The following is an 18,473-nucleotide window of genomic DNA, read 5'->3' as shown; positions in this document are numbered from 1 at the left end:
TGTAAGGTTGTGAGTATCGACAGCATTTGACCTTAAAAACTACTGAATATCAAGTCACTGCGCCTAGTCTGTGACGAATGTGAGTTTCGCGGGGCTGGGGGAAGTGGCAAAGAACTTTGTATCTTTTTGCCACTTCCCCCAGCCTGTTGTTTTAGGAAACAAATTGTAATGTGAGGTAAAGTTGATGAAAAGTGAGATTAAACGACAATTTCTAACTGTCTTAGCAGGGGCGATCGCGATCGGCAGCCTAGCTTTGAGCGCTAAACCCAGCCAAAGCCAATCAGCGTCAGGCTTTATGTGTGACACATCCTCCGGTTCACCATCGACGGTGTACCAAAACCGCCAAGGGGCACGGGAGGTTTGGATTAACTGGGTTTCCGACTACTTCCGCGACTCTGGCTACGATCCCATGACGCGCTGCCGCGAAGTTAGCGGGCGCTTGGAAACCTTCCGCCAGAACAAACAGCTAAAGTTTGTGACAGTTGGCTACATGAACGGACAGCGAGTGATTTGCACCGCTAGTCAAGTCAACTCACGCTGCGACGGCTTAATTTATACACTCAAACCAGGTCAAGACGCGGTTCGCACATTGTATCAATTCATGGGGTTGCGCGAGGGGCAAGCGGGTGCGCCGGCCCTGTCTGAAAGCGATGCGATGCCTTACATTGACGCGCGCCCGCGGTTACAGGAGGAAGGCGGCAACTCTGTAGCGCCTCCTGCGCCGGCTAACAATCAGCCAGCACCGGCTAACAATCAGCCGGCACCTCAACAGCCCACTGGTGGTGGAATGCGGGAGCTTTAAGGTGAGCAATTTGCTACGCATGGTGGCAATTTGTGCGATCGCGGCGAGTCTTTTTCCAATAAGAATCGCCGCTCAACCGGTGATGACGAATTATGGGGTTGCTGATAGTCAAAGTGCCAATATTGAGCGCTTGGCGAGGTTGATGACGGTGCGAATTTTAACACCGAATGCTTCTGGTTCGGGGGCGATCGTCCGGCGACAGGGGCAAGTTTATACGGTGCTGACGAGTTGGCACGTTGTGGCTTTCAGCCAGCAGCATACCATTATTGCGCCCGACGGCCAGAGGTATCGGCTTTTGAGAGCGCCGTTGCAGTTGGGAAATGCGGATCTGGCGATCGTCCAATTTCGCAGTTCCATTCAGTATCAAGTAACCAGAATTAGCACTGATTTATTAACAGTAGGAGCACCTGTATTTGCCGCAGGATTTCCGATGTATCGGGGAGGTAGTTCAACTACTACATTCGACCAAGGAATTCGGGCATTTCGGTTTACTCAAGGTGTTGTATCAGTGCTGCCGCCAAAATCACTCGCTCAAGGCTATCGTTTGGGTTACACAAACGATATTGCTGTCGGGATGAGTGGCGGGCCAATTTTTAACAGTCAGGGGTTATTAATTGGCATTAATGGGCGGGTAAAAAATCGCGATCCAGATTTTGGAGTGTATGCGTTTGAAGATGGAACAGAACCGTCAGGGACAATGTTAGAGCAAATGGTTAATTCTAGTTGGGGAATTCCAATTAGTACCTATTTGCGATTTATTTCGTCTTACAGTCGATCGGCGAATTACCCACTATCCGCCAGGGATTAAAATCCACGGGGCTTTTAGCTAAAGTCCTCTAAAGAGGACTGAATTTTTCAGTCACTCGGCGATTGAAATCGCTTCTACAAAAACGAAGTCCGCCTACGCGGACTAAGAAATAAATGGGATATTTAGTCCACTTAAGTGGACTTATGCTTTGAGACAGGGATTTCAATCCCTGTCGGATCGGCGAGAAAGTGCAAGATATTTAGTTTCACCTTATCAACGGAGTTAGTTTATGAATTTAGGTTTTAATCGGTCTAATTACATTCCCGGCATTCTAGCCGGAACGGCAGTGGTAGCAACAGTTTTAATCAGTCAGCCCGCAATGGCAAAAACGGCTAGAGAAGTAGCTCGAATTGCCGTTCCTACTACAGTACAAATTAATAATACTCTAGCTAGCGATAAAGGCGGTTCAGGGGTAATCATTGCTAAGAAAGGCAAGATTTACACGGTGTTGACGGCGAATCATGTGGTGATAAATCCTAATTCCGAGTATGTGATTGTTACTTCTAAGAAGAAAGAGCATAAGGTGACGGAAGTGAAGGGTTTTCAGAATAATGACATCGGGCCGGATTTAGCAGTTGTGATGTTTGAGAGTGACGAGGAATATTCTGTTGCACCGATTAGTAATTCCGATGAAGCGGAGATCGGTTCAGGGGTTTATATTTCGGGGTATCCTTTGCCTGCAGGTGTGGGTAGTCAAGAACGGGAATATCAGTTTACGAATGGGCAAGTTACTAATGTGCGATCGAGTAACGATCAAGGATATACGATGCGTTACGACGCAGTGACGCGGCGGGGAATGAGCGGCGGGCCAGTATTTGATGTTAGCGGCCGAGTGATTGGAATTCACGGACAGGGAGATACAGTTGGTCGAGTGCAAAATGAGGCTGGGGGAAGGCAAGAAGAAGTAAAAACGGGGTTTAATTCAGCGATTCCGATTAATACTTTTGTGGGGATGATGTCGCAGGTGGGGATGGAGAAATCTGCTTTGAAGGTGGATGAGAAACCTGCGGAAAATGCGGATGCGGAAGAGGTAAAACCTGGGGAAGCGCAGGGTTGGTTTGGAGATTTTGCTCAAGAGGTATTTAAGGATGTGATTCAGAGGGGAATTCGGAGACTTTTGCCGTTTTAGAGTTGTAGGGGCGGGTTCACGGATCAATTTTGCCACCCACCGATAATCTTAATAAACCCGCCCCCACCCAATCAATAACCCCCGAATAACTATTCCCGCCTCACCGTTAAATTCAATTAATTCTCGCTCTATGGGTGGGGTGGGGGCGGGTTTACATAATTTTGGGATGGGTGTCGAATATCTAGGCGAACCCGCCCCTACAGGGTTAATGGGAACATTATTTAATCATTGAGTTGAGGTAAATTATGCGTCGTATTCGTCTTTTTGCTCTGGGTATTGTCAGCTTTTTTGCAGTTTTAATGAGTGCTTTGCTGGCTCCTGGTACGATTGTCAATCGGGCTTTATCGGCTGCACTTTGTACGGTTTTTAGTTTTAATTCTACGATTTGTACGGTGAATTTAGCTAAGTCTTCGGATCGCGTGGTGGCGGCGACTCCGCCTGCTGTGGAAAGGAATATTTCGGATTGGTTGGTGCAGCGAGCTCCGGGGGAGTTTGATGATGCACCGAGTGTGCGACCTGGGAGTAATCCGCAGGCGCCGCCGTTTCCTCAAGATCCGGGGCCGAATCAGCCAGTGCGTCCTGATTTTGATAATGATCGTCAGCCATCCGATCAGCGAAATCCTGACAATATTAAGCAATCAGGCTCTAACCTCTGGTTCTATAGGGCATATATTTCATCAAATGCGAACGAAGACGATCTGCTTTTCGCCACCGTCTTTGATATTCAGCAGAGTGAAGCGGGAGAAAGTCAAGTTAATGTCTGCAAGGATAGTTGCCTCAATGCTATAGGCAATCTAAACTTGCAGGATGAAGACTTTCAAGTGGAAGATACAGCGTGGATAGCACAAGGAGCAGATTTAAAAACCACAACAGTTTCAGGCAAAAATCACAAACTTTACTGGGGTGAGCTTGAGTCCTCTACAGCAAGTGAAAAAATATTTTTTTCGATTGTAAACCTAAATTATGATACAAATTTTCAGAGCGCTATTTCAATTAAAAATCTTCAGAAAAGCCCGTCAATGGCAGGCAGGATGCCTACCCCACAAAAGTCTTTGTCTTTGGAGATGCCTATTGATTATGCTTCAATAAGAGCCAGTAATGTTAGTTTTACAGGAGAAGAATTAACAAAACTTACTGACGTGGATAGGTTTGAGTGGAGTGGAAAACAAACTCCGACACCAAACGAACTCAAGAACATCGCCAAAAATAAATCTCCAGGACAATATAAGGCTGCTTTGGACACAGCATTAAAAACACTCAAAGAAAAATCTTCTCAAGGATATAGATTTGTTGAAAAGAATATTCCCAAGCTAGGAAAACTTATTAGTTCGCCTCAAACAGCTCGCGATCTTGGAAATTTTGTCAGTGGAATTAGTAGAAATGGTAAGGTTATTATACCCTTCTTAAGGGGTGTAGGATCGGTTGGTCTGAGATTAATACCTGTTGTTGGTCAAGTTGTTACACTTGCTTCTCTCGCCTACACAGTTTATGAGGCTATTCAATTGTATAATAGCATCCCTAAAGATGAGCTTGGTTATAGAAACTGGTGCAGGGAACATCCAAACTGGTGTGGTATTTTTAGTGTAATGGAAGGTTATAGGGATGTTTTTTCACAGGCTTTTCAGGGGGTGGGTGAGATTGCAACTGATATAATTGGATCAGCTACAAAGAACCTAGTTCAGGGATCTTCTTGGGGCGATCCACATCTCACAACCTTTGACGGTCAAAAATACGATCACCACGCAATCGGTGAATTTGTCCTAACTCGATCGAAAGACAAACGATTCGAGGTACAAGTTCGTGAAGCCCCCTATGGATCGAGCTCATCGCTGGGAATAAATATCGCCGCCGCTATGCGAGTCGGCAACGATCGCGTCGCCATCTATTCCCAAGATTTCCCTGATAACAACACCCAAGATCCCTTGCGCGTTAACGGCAAAACCATCTCAGGGGAAAAACAAAACCTATCCGGTGGTGGCTTTGTTGCTCGCACGGGCAGTGGCAGCTACCTCGTGCAGTGGCCAAGTGGTGAGCAAGTAACTGTGAAGATTTTTAACAAGCTTGTTGAAGTGACACCGGGCGTAACCGAAGGCGATCGCGGTCAACTCGAAGGCTTACTCGGCAACTTCAACGGCAACCCCTCAGACGACTTTATGACTCGTGATGGTCGCGTCATTGCAGAAAATAAAGAAGCGATGAACATTGCGCGATCGGTATTAAGCAACTTTGATGTTAGCCGCTGGATTCCTATACCTATTGATCCATTGACGGAAGCCTTTTTAGAATCCATTCATCGTCAATTTGGCGATAGTTGGCGTGTTTCCCAAACAGAATCGCTGTTTGATTATCCCGCTGGCAAAAATACGGATAACTTCACGAAGAAATCCTTTCCTAATGGTTTCGTAATCTTGCGGATGCTTGCCCCCCAAGCCGTACAACTTGCGGAAGAAACTTGTCGTAAAGCTGAAGTACCAAACGAACGCCTAGAAGGATGTTTATTTGATGTGGCGGCCAGTGGCGATGTCAGCCTTGCTAATGTGGCTGCTAACATCCTTAAAAACGAAGTTAAGCAACGAGTTGAACAAGAAATTCGTAATCGCGTTCCTGTTCCGATTCCTTTACCCTTCTAATTCGCGATCGCTCTTTTCATACCCTTTCAAAAAAAGAGCGATCGCCTTTCTAAATGGCAAGGGCGATCGCTCTTTAAATAATATATAATTTTAAATTGACCATACTAATATTACAAAACCCAGTAAATGAAACTACCTAATGCTCCCAATAAGGAGGTATGAAAATGAAATTTCCCTTGTTTAAAAGAGTAGCATTACGAACCGATGTACCCAAGTACAAACTCTGTCGAGGAGATATTGCCACTATTGTTGAGCATCATCCCCACCCCGATGAGGATGGCTACAGTCTCGAAGTTTTTAATGCTTTAGGTGAAACTATAGCCGTAATTACCTTAGCTGAGTCGGAAATTGAACCGTTGATGTCTAATGAAGTTTTGCGTGTCAGGACTTTGACCGAGGCTGCATGAACATTCCTGGACGCACGGGCGGTCAGAAACCGGGTTTGTTACCAAATCTGCGATGTTCCAACGAAGTATTTTGGTAAAAAAACCCGGTTTTTTGGCTCTGACTCCCAAGTAATAGAAGTAGCACTGAAGTTATTGCGGAGTCTGGAACTAGAGTCGGCCTACCGAGAAGCATCTCTAGAAAATGACCCGGAGTGGGACGCGACAGTTGCAGATGGACTGACAGATGAAACGTGGTGAAATTTACTATATATCTGCGATCGAAAATAGCGAGAACTCTTTCGCAAAAAACAGGCAATCTTTCTTATCCCATCTGCGTTTATTTCCGGTAAAAAAAGAACGATCGCCCTTATTTCGATCGAGGGCGATCGCCCGAATGACATATTACAGAAACTCCCGACTAATTCTGAGAATTGTCCTCAATAGTCTCCTCAAATCCCGCTAGAAAATCATCCAAAGCTTCAGAGGCGATCGCCAAATTAATACTGTCGGCATCTTCCAATCCCCAGGTATTCACACCAACCACTTGACCAGCCATATTAATCAACGGGCCGCCCGAATTTCCCGGATTAATCGCCGCATCAGTTTGCAACACCTTCACCTCAGCAACATCTTCTTCATCGTCGCCTTCTTCATATTCCTCTGGTTCGCGAATTGCACTAATAATACCTTGAGTTACAGTTGAAGCAAACTGCCCCAAAGGATTGCCCACAGCAATTACTCTATCTCCCACTTTCACATCCAAAGACAACTCTAGGGGAGGATATTCTTGGGGAGACTCGACTTGTTCCCCTGTGTTCGGGTCGAAGGTAAAATCGCTAATTAAGAGTAATGCTAAATCTTCTTCAGCATTACCAGTAAACACCACCTCTGCTAATCTCAATTTTCCGTCGTGAGTTTCGACTAAAACCTGTTCGATTTCATCTTCTTCATAGAAGTAATCTTCATCGGCAATATCTTCTACAACGTGATAGTTCGTGACAATTATGTCCGGCGATACAAAGAACCCGCTTCCTGAAGAAATCTCTTCTTCTGTATCCCAATCCATGACGTAAATTGAAACTACGGACGGCAAGACTTGCTCGACTACATCCGAAAAACTTCCGGCTTGAGTTTTGAACTCTTTCAATTGCTTCTGCAAAGCTTGTTGGTCTGCTTGCATTTTGCTATAGAGTTGCTGAACCTTTTTCACTTCCAGCTTTAATTGAGTTTCTCTAGCGCTCATAGTGGGCTTTTACCTGAAATAAATTGCTGATTAATTTTGGATGTTTGATTGTAGATTTTGGATGGAGAGGTTAAGAACTCTAGGACTTACGAAAAAAAACCGGTTTTTACCATAAATCTTGGGCTATACAGCGAGACTTACATCAGAAACCGGGTTGCTTAACACCCGTGCGGAGCGTCCTAAATTAGTCAGATATTTTTGAAATCTATCGCGCAAGTCCTACCTAAAATCCCATCAAAAATCTACAATCAGACTGCTACTCTACCTGTTTTGCCAAAGCAAACCGCCTGTTATTTTTATTCTACAAAAGGCGATATATCGCGTCTAAAAGCATTGACAAAGAGATGCCGATCGCCTTTAGGAACCACGTTGAACTTCGACAAATATTTCCTCCAAAATTGCACTAGCACCCTGTTGGCGCAGGCGGTGAGCGAGGTCAATTCCGATCATTTCAGCAGTCTCGGCGGCGCCGGAAACACTATCTTTGACGAATCGCTGGCCGTCGAGACTCGATACCATTCCGGTTAAGGTTAATTGACCGTTTTCTATTTTGGTATTGACGCCGATCGGCACTTGACAGCCGCCTTCTAATTCCCGCAGAAATGCGCGTTCAGCATAACATCTTTGGGCGGTTTCCGAGTGTTCGAGAGCTTTAATCAGTGCCATGATTTCTGTGTCTCCGGCGCGGCATTCGATGCCCAAAGCACCTTGTCCGACGGCGTGAAGGGAGATTTCAGCAGGGATAATTTGGTGGATGCGATCGCCCATTCCCAATCTTTCGAGGCCGGCAACTGCTAAAATAATCGCGTCGTAACCGCCCTCATCTAATTTAGCGAGTCGAGTATTGAGATTGCCGCGAATATCTTTAAATTCAAAATGAGGGAAATGATGCCGCAGTTGAGCCAGTCGCCGCAGAGAAGAAGTCCCGATTACTGAACCTTCTGGGAGGGTGTCGAGTTGCTTGTCTTTGTGCTTGGAGTGAACTACCAGGGCGTCAGCGGGATTTTCCCGTTCGGTGACGCATCCTAAAATTAAACCTTCGGGCAAATTGGTAGGCAAATCTTTGAGGGAATGAACGGCAAAGTCCGTTTCATTGTTAATCATCCCCGTTTCTAATTCTTTGGTGAAAAGTCCTTTATCGCCAATTTTAGCGAGGGCGACATCAAGAATTATGTCCCCTTGGGTGGACATGGTGTGGACTTCAAAAGTATGTTGCGGGAAGTGTTTCTGTAGCTGTTCTTGCACCCAGTGGGTTTGCACGAGAGCGAGTTGGCTTTTGCGGGAACCGATGCGAACGGTTCGGGAAGGGGCAGATGTGGTTGGGGACATAAGATCGATCGGAGGATAGCTTGAAATCAGCCAATATATTCACCTGATCTAGCGTACCGCAGGTGGGGACTTTAATTGCTGGTTGGGACAATTCGGGCGATAAAATAGAAATACCAGATTTTGACCGCCTGTTTGAAAAAAGGATGTAACGGTAGGCAAGCTCCAAACCTTTACATAATAAGCCATTGCCAATCTAAAATCTAAAATCTAAAATCTAAAATGGTATGACCGCCAGTAGCAGTGAGTCTTGATGATGTTTCTCATCCAGCATTGGGAGTCGCTGGCATGGGGGCGATCGACATTCTGAAGCAAAGCCTGCGGGCGATGTAAGATTTACCTAGGGTCGAGCCGGATGAACCTGCTTGACATGAGGAGTTAGCTTAGCTGCTGCGAGAAAGAATTAGCTCAAAGGTTGCGAGATTTGGGGATAGAAATGTAGTTGCGAGGGGAAAAGGGCGATCGAAGTTGCGATCGTACTTCTAAAGCCACCAAATAGCTTACCATCAAAAGTGAATTTGTCAAATTACTAAAATCCTAAAACTATGAAAAGTGCTCTTGAAGTAGCTCGTTACTTTTTATGTCGTGTCGATCGAGAAGCAGGCGATACCATTTCTCCTCTGAAACTGCAAAAGCTCGTCTATTATGCACAAGCTTGGAGTTTAGTCTTTAGAAGCCAGCCGCTATTTGATCAAGATATTGAAGCTTGGGTTTCCGGCCCCATTGTCCGCGATGTTTGGGATGAGTACAAAGCTTACAAATATAGCGATATTCCTGCTCCCGATAATTTGGAATCAGAATTTGATGAAGATGAGATCGAGGTTCTCGAAGAAGTTTGGAATGCTTATGGAGAATTAAGTGCTAAACATCTTGCAGAATTGACGCAATCGGAGACACCTTGGCTCAACGCCCGCAAGGGATTAGAACCCGCCGAAACCTCAACTCAAATCATCTCCCACGAGGATATGAAATCCTGCTATGCACCTTTGGTGGAGGCGTAAGTGGGGAAAAAAAGTCAAATACCCAAGCCATCTCAAAAAAAGCAACAAAGTAGAATTCCAGAGCAAGCAACTCAGTTAAATCGACCAAGCAGTACAGATGATCAGCATCCTAGCTTCAGATTTACCTATGCAGATAAAAATCGTTGGCTTTTGTCTGACTGGACATCATCAGAAATCACTGACCTAATTGAAGGGCTAAAGAAAATTGAGAAATATACTTGGGGCCAAATCAAAGGTCACGGATCAAAAAAACGAGGTGAATCAGTGGGAACTGGTTATAAGTTGATTAACATTCATCCGACTTTGCCTGACAATATTCCTGAAGATGAGAGGTTATCCGAAATGCGAATTGATGAGAAAAAACGGATATTTGGGTTTCGCGTTCAGTCTGTTTACTACATCATTTGGTTTGACCGCGACCATTCTGTTTGTCCAGAATAAAGTTTATGAGGAGTGAAAAAGGTCGATTCCCTACCCTTCGGGAACCCCTGCGGGAAGATAGCTTCGCTCGCGCGTACCTTTTCCATTTCCCACCCAAATTTAACGTTGCCCTGCTTGAAGTGCCGAATTCGCTATCTGAACAACTTCTTGCTGCCGTGCGTTTTTCCTTGTGACTCGGTACAGCACCCCCAGCCTTTGCCACTCAACAAAAGCAGTGCAGTAAGCACCGCAATTATTGAAATAAATCCCCCTGAATCCGCCCGCCAATTCAACGCTTCTGTAAGTATCCTGTGGCAATTGCGAAGGAGGCGAAAACGGTTCATTTCTTTTAGCTTCGATTGTGCCGAAATAACAGGCTCCCGCACGGCATCCTTTGCCTAAATACATTCCCACAATGTAACCGTCGGCCCCCGCTTGCACATCAAAATCAAGTTGCTGAATGTCTGATAAAGGAAGTCTACTCGGAAGAAAAACAGGCACTCGCGTTTTGCCTTTGATTTGTCTAAAGATGTTACTAGCAGGAAAACGACTGTTAGCCTGTTTTGCACCTGAGTTATCGGGGATTGGGGGAATTTTTTGGACAAAATTCCTCCACTGCACAACTCTATTTTTAGCAATGTTAAAAGTGGGAATCGAGTATTTTTCTAGCGCAAAAGAAGGGCGACCGTTTGTGAGGTTGAAGTTGCGGCGAATCACTGTAATTTCGGGTTTCCCTAAGCCGTAAGCTGTGGCTATGGAACGGGCGAGATTGCAGCTAATTTTGAAGCGTCCCATCTCAATATTGCCATTTTCCGCTTGATAAGACCAATTGTAACCCTCAGAAGCACGATCGCGATCGCACAGAAAATGAGAAATCTCAAACATCTTGGCAATATGAACATCGTACAATCGCAACTTACCGCCGTTGGCAGATTTTGCAGTGTTGCGATCGGGTACAATAAATTGTATCGGTTGCCAGCTATCTTCAGGGGAATAATTAAACCAGCGGATTTCTGTAATGGGGAGTTCAGTCCTTGCTAACGCTGAGTTTGGTGTCAAAGGTGCGATAGTAAAAGCAGTCACCACACAAGCAAAAATCGCCGCAAATAGCCATCTTCTCCTCATCCTGATTTCCCCCTAAGTAGGTCAGCGCAAAAAAACCATAGCATCTTGTAAGAGGCGAGTGCGAGTTAAGATATATCATACAATAACGGTCAGGTACGCACCGAGCACCCTACAGATAAAAGTTGTGCCTCCCCACTACAAAACTTAACGCTTCCGAGCTAGAATAGCAGAATTTGCTATTAAAATTAAATCAGATTCTCGTCCGTTCTTAAGGGCTACGGTATACATAAAACCCCGACTTTTCCACTCGATAGTTGCTGTGCAGTAAGCCCCGCAACCGTTATGATAAACTCCTTTCACTCGGTCAGCCAGTTGAACATTTTTTAAAGTCTTAGTTACCCCTTCTACTTTGGTAGAAAACTCACCGCCTTTCTGACCTCTAATTTCCCCAAAACTGCAAGCTCCCGCACCTCGGCAATCTGCTGTATACTCCATAGAAATAGTATAGCTGTCTGTTTTCGCTTGACTTTGATAGTAAAGCTTCTGCGAAATAGGAAGCCGACTGGGGAGGAAAATTGGTACTTGTGTTTTGCCTTTTAACTTTTGCAAAATTTGACTTACCGGAACAGCCGTACCCGCTACAGCAACAGATTTTGTTTCCGGCGGTAGCTGCGACAATTCGCACGCACCAAAAACTCGCGATACAGGTACTAAAGCAGTCAATACACACGCCGAAGTCGCCAAAAGTAATAATTTATTGTTCACTGTGTTTTTCCCTGATGTCGAAACAGTCCTGTTTTTCGGTGAAGCACATTCACCTATTTACAACGATACTCGAAAATACCAAACTCCCAATAGGCATTCCGCAAAAAAGCAACTTTAACTTTTTTTTTACAAATGCCCTAAAATATGCAGTTACAGATAAAATAGAAAAGGCGACAATTTTAGGAATCGAAGGTGGAACTACAAGAGTATTTACGTCAGCACGGATTGGAAACTTTGTCCGAAACTTATCATATCAAAGTTACCCGCCACCGCCAATATCCCGATTTAGTCTGTCTGAAATACTCGCAGATAGAATCTCCCCTGGGCGAAAAAATAGTCCAGCAGTGCCGAGGCATTATTTTAGATTCATCTCAAGATTGGCAGATAGTTTCTTATCCCTACGACAAATTTTTTAATTACGGAGAAATTCACGCCGCTGCAATTGATTGGACAAATGCCAAAGTTTACCAAAAACTAGACGGTTCTTTGACTGTACTGTATTTTTACAAGGGAGAATGGAGAGTGCAATCTAGTGGCACTCCCGACGCCGCCGGCGAAGTTAACGGTTTTGGATTCAGCTTTGCCGAACTTTTTTGGAAAGTTTGGCAAGAATTGGGATATCAATTGCCACAAGAAACCGACCAGTGTTTTATCTTTGAGTTGATGACGCCTTACAATAGAATAGTTGTCCAGCAACAAAACAATCAAATCGTGCTGCACGGGGTTCGCAACACTCAAACGCTGCTAGAAACAGATCCGAGTATTTGGGCTAATAAATACGGCTGGGAATTGGTAGCATCCTATCCTTTAACTAGCTGGAAAGAAGTTATCGAAGCTGCTCAACATTTAGATCCGATGAATTCGGAAGGGTATATTATCTGCGATGCTGATTTCAACCGAGTTAAAGTAAAGTCTCCGCAATATGTCGCGATTTCCCATCTCCGCGAAGGGTTTTCTACCCGCAGGATGATCGAGATTGTTATAACTAATGAAGGAGAAGAGTTTTTAGCTTATTTTCCTGAGTGGAGTGAGTTGTATCAACAAGTTAAGGACAAATATCAATCTTTGGTTGAAGAAATCGAGGAGGTTTACCGACAGCACGAACATATCGAAGTTCAGAAAGATTTTGCCTTAGCTGTGAAACATTTGCCGTATTCCGGGATTTTGTTTTCTTTGCGGGCCCGAAGAGTTGCGGGAGTGAAAGAAGCTCTCCGCGATGTTACTATTCATAAGATAGAAGAGTTATTGGGTTTAGATTACCTCCATCTAGGTTTGTAGAAGAAGGAAGGCACGACACGGATTTTGACACGGATACACGGATTAATGATCGAGCGTGAGGCAGATGTTGAAGGAAGAGGGAAGTTCGGCAACGGATTATGTAACGGATGTAACGGATGGAATGAAGAGGTAAGCTGTTGCGCGTTTAAATTGCATATTCTGGACGGGCTCGCGTGCCCATCCCACAATAATTTGAGTGATTTTTGACACACAATTTAAATGGAGAACAGCTTAAGTATTTAAACAATGCCCAATGCCCAATGCCCAATGCCCAATTACCAATTACCAATTGCCAATTGCCATGAAAAGAGTTATTATACTTGTCGGCTTACCTGCTTCTGGAAAATCTCAATTTGCTAGGGAATTGCTGCTGTCGGAACCTGCAAAGTGGGTGCGTAGCAATAAAGATTTGCTCAGAGAAATGGCTCACGCTTCTCATTGGTCGCCGGCGAATGAAAAGTTTATTTTGCAGTTGAGAGATACGATTATTTTGATGGCTTTGGAAAGTGGCAAGCACGTCATTGTTGATGATACTAATTTTGGGCCTCACATCGAGCATATCAAGGAGTTGGTTAAAGGTAAAGCTGTTGTCGAAGTTAATGATTTTTTCCTACAAGTTCCGGTTGAGGAATGTATTAAACGGGATTTGAAAAGGCTTAATTCGGTGGGCAAAGATGTGATAATGAAGATGTACAATAAGTACGTGCGGGTTCCCGTTGTGCCGCCGGAATATAACCCGGATTTGCCGGATGCAATTATTGTTGATATGGACGGCACGCTGGCACTTCTCAACGGTAGAAATCCTTTTGATGCTTCGACGTGCGATCGCGATTTACCAAATCAGCCCGTCTTAGATACCGTTCGCAAGTGGCAAACCAGCGCCCATATTATTGTAGTGTCGGGCCGCACAGATGACTGTCAACCTCAAACTGAAAAATGGTTGCAGCAGTACGATGTCAATTATGCTGCTCTTTATATGCGGAAAACGGGAGATATGAGGAAGGATGCGATTATTAAAGATGAATTCTATCGGCAGCATATTGATGGAAAGTATAACATAAAGTTTGTTTTGGACGATCGCCAGCAAGTTGTTGATATGTGGAGAGGCTTGGGATTGACGGTATTCCAAGTAGATGAAGGGGATTTTTGACCTATGGTTTTTCTGAAAATTGTCCCATGCCTAATGCTATAATCAAAGTAACAGTGACAAAAAAATTGTTATGGTAGCCATTCCCCAAGCACCCCAAAAAATGACCGTTGAGGAATATCTCGAATGGGAAGCTCAACAAGAGATTCGCCACGAATATGTCAACGGCGAAGTTTTTGCCATGACGGGTAGTACAATTCCCCATAACGATATTGCACTTAACTTTTACACTGCATTGCGCCCGCATCTACGTTCCACAGGCTGTCGGATGAACGTATCAGACGTGAAATTGCAAGTCAGTTTTCAAAGCCGTTACTACTACCCTGATGTGATAGTCAGTTGCGATCCAGAAGACATTAATTCACGCAATTTCATTCAGAATCCTAAAATCATTGTGGAAGTTCTTTCTCCCAGTACAAGTGCTAAAGATCGGGATGAAAAATTCACTTGTTACCTGAAAATTCCGACTTTGCAAGAGTATATCTTGATTGATTCACAAAAGATTTTTGTTGAGCGTTACTGTCGGGGAGAGGGGAGAATGTGGCTGTACTATTCTTACACTGCTGGGGAGATTATCACTTTATCAAGTATTGGGTTTGATTTGCCGATCGCACTTTTGTATGAAGGTGTTGGATTGGAAACAGAAACAGAAACGTAAATGGGAAGATTGAAACCGCAATCTCTGTAGGGGCGGGTTCACCGAAATCTCGAACAGAAATCAAACAATCTGATAAACCCGCCCCGCCACGGCCCAATTTTACATCAACATTTGATTCAATAAATTAATGGTAAATTTGTATTTGCGATCGGGTGGGGGCGGGTTTAGGAGATTATTAATTTTTTCCATAGATGGTTGGTGAACCCGCCCCTACGGTTCAATTGTACCTGGTGTTGATTCAATACAGTTCAAACTATCGCGTCCAAGCCAGCCAGCGGTTAAACAAATTTTTCACAAACGGAGTCAAACGAGTGCGATTGTAAGCATCTCCCGCTTTCCGAATTGCATCAGCTTGTGTTGGATACGGGTGAATTGTGCTAGCAATCTTTCCCAAACCAATATTGTTAACCATTGCTAAAGTAATTTCGCTTATCATATCCCCAGCGTGTCGCGCTACAATAGTTGCACCTAATATTTTATCGCTGCCTTTCTTGACGTGAATTTTCACAAATCCTTCCTCTTCGCCGTCAATAATTGCCCGATCGACTTGACTGAAAGGAATTAAAAATGTATCGAGATCAATGCCTTTTTCCTTAGCCTCGTGTTCCCCAATTCCGACGCGCGCAATTTCCGGGTTTGTGTAAGTACACCAAGGTATCGTCAAAGCGCTGAGCTTTTTGCGCCCGAAAAATAGAGTGTTTTGAATTACTATTCTCGCGGCAAAATCAGCAGCGTGAGTAAATTTATGTTTCATGCAAATATCGCCGGCGGCATAAATGCGGGGATTAGTAGTTTGCAAGTTGTCGTTGACAAATACGCCTGTTTGTGTATCGTATTCGACGCCGATCGCCTCCAGATTCAATCCTTCGACGTTGGGCGATCGCCCTGTACTCACAATCATTTCATCTACTGTTACCGATGCTTCCTTACCTTGACATTTATAATAAATTACTTTGCCTGCATTGGTTTTCTCAACGCGCTCTATTGTGGATTCTAGTATTAGTTGAATTTCTTCGCGTACAAAAGCCTGCTGCACGATTTTAGCAGCCTCCGCATCTTCTTTGTCTAAAATTTGAGCATTTTTGTGCAGCAATACGACTTCCGAACCCAGCCGCCGAAAGGCTTGAGCCAATTCGCAGCCGATCGGCCCTGCGCCAATTACGGCCAAACGCTGAGGTCTTTCTGTCAGGTTAAAGACAGTTTCATTTGTCAGATATCCAGCTTCTTGTAAACCTGGAATTTGTGGTTGTAGCGCCCTTGCACCTGTGGCAATTACTGCTTTTTTAAAGCGAAGAGTTTGCCCCCCAACTTCTACTGTATTATTGCTAGTAAAACGACCAGAACCTAAAAAAACATCGACTCCTAATTTATCTTGGTAGCGTTGAACAGAATCAACATCGCTGATTCCCGCCCTGATGCGGCGCAGCCGTTCCATCACAGCGGCAAAATCCACTTCTACACTGTCAGAAACATTAACACCAAATTTACTTGCTTCCCAGATATCGCCGACAGTGCGAGACGCTCGAATTAAAGCTTTTGACGGCACGCAACCGACATTCAAACAGTCGCCGCCCATCAAATGTTTTTCAATCAAAGCAACTTTCGCGCCCAAACCTGCGGCACCGGCAGCCACAATTAATCCAGCGGGCCCCGCGCCAATTACTACTAAATTATAAGAACTAGCAGGCTGCGGATTTACCCAATCGGGCGGATGCAAATAGGAGACTAATTTCTGGTTGTGTTCGTCCATCGGGGGGACAGTTACGCGATCGACTTTTGATTGTGACATTGGCAAATTCTCCTAATTAAATACTTTTTTCTAAAGCTTTGCTGGCTATCCGAGTGATAAAGACAGTAACAGCGACAGTAGCGAGAAAACTGATAATATTAATCAACCATTTTACGGCGGAATCTTGAGGATTTGCATACACAGTTTGCGTGCCTATCGCAGCAACCTCTCCCACCAAAGAACCGGAGTAAACGTACATAATTGTACCCGGTATCATGCCAAAGGAACCCAGCACGTAATCTTTCAAAGAAACTTGAGTAATTCCTAGAGCGTAATTCAATAAATTGAAAGGAAATAAAGGACAAAGACGAGTCAAAAAAACTATTTTTAATCCTTGTTGGGAAACTGCGCGATCGAGAGCTTTAAACTTGGGGTGAGATTCCATATATTTTACCACGCGATCGCGGCATAAATAGCGCCCGATCGCAAAAGCAAATACCGCACCTAAAATGGACGCCGCAAATACGTAAACTGAACCCCACCACAGACCAAAAATCGCTCCCCCTCCCAGCGTCAGTACCGAACCCGGTACAAACAGCACAGTAGCCAAGTTATAAGTAGCTACAAAAGCCACTGGCCCCCACCACCCTAAATCCTCGATCCGCATTAACAGAGTTCTCAAAACATCTTGAACGTAGGCAGAGCGAGTTGCTACAATTAAGAGAGCGAGCAAAAGTGCGATCGAAAAAAACAACACTATGCGTTTAAATTTTACCCTAGCATAATCTTGGATTCGTGCTTTTGCCATGATTCACCCGCAAATATTTATCAGCATTATACTCCAAACTTAAATTATTACTGTAAACAACCCTAAAAGCGATCGTCATGACACCACCAGCCCAACTTCCAATCCCCGAATATTTCGACCCCAAAAAAGTAGGCGAAGTCTGGCGAGTACCCTACCTAGAACGCGCCGCCCAAGCGAAAGATTGGGCTACACAGCACAACATCCCGCCCGCCGCCAGCGACAAAAATCAGATTTGTTTGCTGATAATAGACGCCCAAAATACATTTTGCTTGCCCGAGTTTGAATTATTTGTGGGCGGGCGATCCGGTAGTGGTGCCGTTGATGATAACCTGCGACTGTGCGAATTTATTTATCGCAATTTAAACGCAATTACAACCATTGCGCCGACAATGGACACCCACACCGCCATGCAAATTTTTCATCCAATCTTTTGGATAAACGAAGCTGGCGAACACCCCCTACCAGCCGCAACTTCTATTACACTCGAAGATGTCCAAAAAGGCATTTGGAAAGTCAATCCCGCCGTAGCCGATAGCATCAGCGGGGCTAATTTTTCAGCACTGAAAAAACAGGCTTTCCACTACGTCAAAAAACTCAGCGCCGATGGGAAATATCCCCTGACAATTTGGCCCTATCACTCAATGTTAGGTGGCATCGGACACGCGCTGGTTTCTGCGGTGGAAGAAGCTGTATTTTTTCATACTATAGCCCGCAACAGCCAAGCACTTTTTGAGATCAAAGGCGGGAATCCACTGACTGAAAACTATTCGGTTTTGCGGCCGGAAGTTTTAGAGGGATTCGACGGCAATCCGATTGCGGAAAAGAATGCTAAGTTTATTGATAAATTACTCGATTTTGATGCAGTAGTTATTGCCGGACAAGCGAAAAGTCACTGCGTTGCTTGGACAATTGATGATTTGTTAACGGAAATTTTGGCGCGAGATCCGAGTTTGGCAAAGAAGGTTTATTTGCTGGAAGATTGCACTTCGCCTGTGGTTGTTCCGGGTGTTGTTGATTTCACGGAACAAGCCGATGCAGCTTATCAAAAATTTGCGGTGGCGGGAATGAATGTGGTTAAATCTACTGAGTTAATTTTGGGCGATTAAAGACGTTTTTTTAGGTGGGGTTTTTCAGAGCAAAAAAAGTATCCATGATTAACCAGATGCGGTAATTTTTGTTCGATTAGCACTCGGCTGCGATCGGGAGCATCCCGGTTTTGCGCTTTTGATCATCAAACGGATATTGATCCGTTAAGGTAGGCGCACCGAAGCTTAAGCA

Annotated in this window: 17 protein-coding genes; 11 read left to right on the top strand and 6 right to left on the bottom strand. The window is 44.6% G+C overall.

Going from position 1 to position 18,473, the window contains the following annotated elements:
• The first annotated feature begins 184 nt into the window (after nt 1-184).
• From QUB51_RS02685 to QUB51_RS02665, 5 genes are all read left to right on the top strand, one after another.
• Nucleotides 185-802 (top strand): COP23 domain-containing protein, encoded by a 618-nt coding sequence (locus tag QUB51_RS02685; RefSeq protein ID WP_333259273.1) that lies wholly within the window; start codon nt 185-187, stop codon nt 800-802.
• Nucleotide 803: 1 nt separating this feature from the next.
• Nucleotides 804-1,610, top strand: coding sequence for a serine protease (locus QUB51_RS02680; protein WP_333259276.1), 807 nt, complete (start codon nt 804-806; stop codon nt 1,608-1,610).
• A 229-nt stretch (nt 1,611-1,839) separates the two neighbouring features.
• The gene (locus QUB51_RS02675; protein WP_333259279.1) at nt 1,840-2,739 is read left to right on the top strand and encodes a serine protease; all 900 of its coding nucleotides are present in this window, start codon (nt 1,840-1,842) and stop codon (nt 2,737-2,739) included.
• Nucleotides 2,740-2,984: 245 nt separating this feature from the next.
• Nucleotides 2,985-5,369 (top strand): VWD domain-containing protein, encoded by a 2,385-nt coding sequence (locus QUB51_RS02670; protein WP_333259282.1) that lies wholly within the window; start codon nt 2,985-2,987, stop codon nt 5,367-5,369.
• Nucleotides 5,370-5,533: 164 nt separating this feature from the next.
• Nucleotides 5,534-5,776: a DUF4926 domain-containing protein gene (locus tag QUB51_RS02665; RefSeq protein WP_015176446.1), complete on the top strand. Its 243-nt coding sequence runs from the start codon at nt 5,534-5,536 to the stop codon at nt 5,774-5,776.
• Between the two features lie 397 nt (nt 5,777-6,173).
• On the opposite strand, the gene QUB51_RS02660 is transcribed toward QUB51_RS02665, so the two are convergent.
• Nucleotides 6,174-6,998, bottom strand: coding sequence for a S1C family serine protease (locus QUB51_RS02660; protein WP_333208137.1), 825 nt, complete (start codon nt 6,996-6,998; stop codon nt 6,174-6,176).
• Nucleotides 6,999-7,355: 357 nt separating this feature from the next.
• Nucleotides 7,356-8,327 (bottom strand): hydroxymethylbilane synthase, encoded by a 972-nt coding sequence (gene hemC, locus QUB51_RS02655; RefSeq protein ID WP_333055890.1) that lies wholly within the window; start codon nt 8,325-8,327, stop codon nt 7,356-7,358.
• A 542-nt stretch (nt 8,328-8,869) separates the two neighbouring features.
• Here hemC and QUB51_RS02650 point away from each other — a divergent pair.
• Nucleotides 8,870-9,325 carry a type II toxin-antitoxin system antitoxin SocA domain-containing protein gene (locus tag QUB51_RS02650; protein WP_333055891.1) on the top strand — a complete coding sequence of 152 codons (456 nt, stop codon included), beginning with the start codon at nt 8,870-8,872 and terminating at the stop codon, nt 9,323-9,325.
• Nucleotides 9,326-9,766 carry an MAG6450 family protein gene (locus QUB51_RS02645; RefSeq protein WP_333055892.1) on the top strand — a complete coding sequence of 147 codons (441 nt, stop codon included), beginning with the start codon at nt 9,326-9,328 and terminating at the stop codon, nt 9,764-9,766.
• Between the two features lie 99 nt (nt 9,767-9,865).
• On the opposite strand, the gene QUB51_RS02640 is transcribed toward QUB51_RS02645, so the two are convergent.
• Both QUB51_RS02640 and QUB51_RS02635 read right to left on the bottom strand, forming a co-directional pair.
• The gene (locus QUB51_RS02640) at nt 9,866-10,870 is read right to left on the bottom strand and encodes a hypothetical protein (RefSeq protein ID WP_333055893.1); all 1,005 of its coding nucleotides are present in this window, start codon (nt 10,868-10,870) and stop codon (nt 9,866-9,868) included.
• Nucleotides 10,871-11,014: 144 nt separating this feature from the next.
• Entirely contained in the window at nt 11,015-11,575 is a 561-nt protein-coding gene (locus QUB51_RS02635; RefSeq protein WP_333208134.1) for a hypothetical protein, read from the bottom strand.
• Between the two features lie 192 nt (nt 11,576-11,767).
• On the opposite strand from QUB51_RS02635, the gene QUB51_RS02630 reads away from it, so the two are divergent.
• The 3 genes from QUB51_RS02630 to QUB51_RS02620 all read left to right on the top strand — a co-directional run bounded on the left by QUB51_RS02630 (nt 11,768) and on the right by QUB51_RS02620 (nt 14,658).
• Nucleotides 11,768-12,853, top strand: a complete 1,086-nt coding sequence (locus tag QUB51_RS02630) for a T4 RnlA family RNA ligase (protein ID WP_333055895.1) — start codon at nt 11,768-11,770, stop codon at nt 12,851-12,853.
• A 301-nt stretch (nt 12,854-13,154) separates the two neighbouring features.
• Nucleotides 13,155-14,003: a phosphatase domain-containing protein gene (locus tag QUB51_RS02625; protein ID WP_333208132.1), complete on the top strand. Its 849-nt coding sequence runs from the start codon at nt 13,155-13,157 to the stop codon at nt 14,001-14,003.
• 70 nt (nt 14,004-14,073) lie between these two features.
• On the top strand, nt 14,074-14,658 hold the full coding sequence (locus QUB51_RS02620) for a Uma2 family endonuclease (protein WP_333055897.1): 585 nt from the start codon (nt 14,074-14,076) through the stop codon (nt 14,656-14,658).
• A 253-nt stretch (nt 14,659-14,911) separates the two neighbouring features.
• On the opposite strand, the gene QUB51_RS02615 is transcribed toward QUB51_RS02620, so the two are convergent.
• Nucleotides 14,912-16,447: a mercuric reductase gene (locus QUB51_RS02615; RefSeq protein ID WP_333259288.1), complete on the bottom strand. Its 1,536-nt coding sequence runs from the start codon at nt 16,445-16,447 to the stop codon at nt 14,912-14,914.
• Between the two features lie 16 nt (nt 16,448-16,463).
• On the bottom strand, nt 16,464-17,195 hold the full coding sequence (locus tag QUB51_RS02610; protein ID WP_333055899.1) for a TVP38/TMEM64 family protein: 732 nt from the start codon (nt 17,193-17,195) through the stop codon (nt 16,464-16,466).
• A gap of 77 nt (nt 17,196-17,272) precedes the next feature.
• On the opposite strand from QUB51_RS02610, the gene QUB51_RS02605 reads away from it, so the two are divergent.
• Nucleotides 17,273-18,301: an isochorismatase gene (locus QUB51_RS02605; RefSeq protein WP_333055900.1), complete on the top strand. Its 1,029-nt coding sequence runs from the start codon at nt 17,273-17,275 to the stop codon at nt 18,299-18,301.
• Nucleotides 18,302-18,473: the final 172 nt, after the last annotated feature.

Origin of the sequence: Microcoleus sp. AT8-A3 (genome assembly GCF_036705675.1) — a bacterium.
In the GTDB taxonomy this organism is placed as follows: domain Bacteria; phylum Cyanobacteriota; class Cyanobacteriia; order Cyanobacteriales; family Microcoleaceae; genus Microcoleus.
The sequence above is the reverse complement of the archived record's forward strand: the minus strand, read 5'-3'. Positions and strand labels throughout refer to the sequence as shown.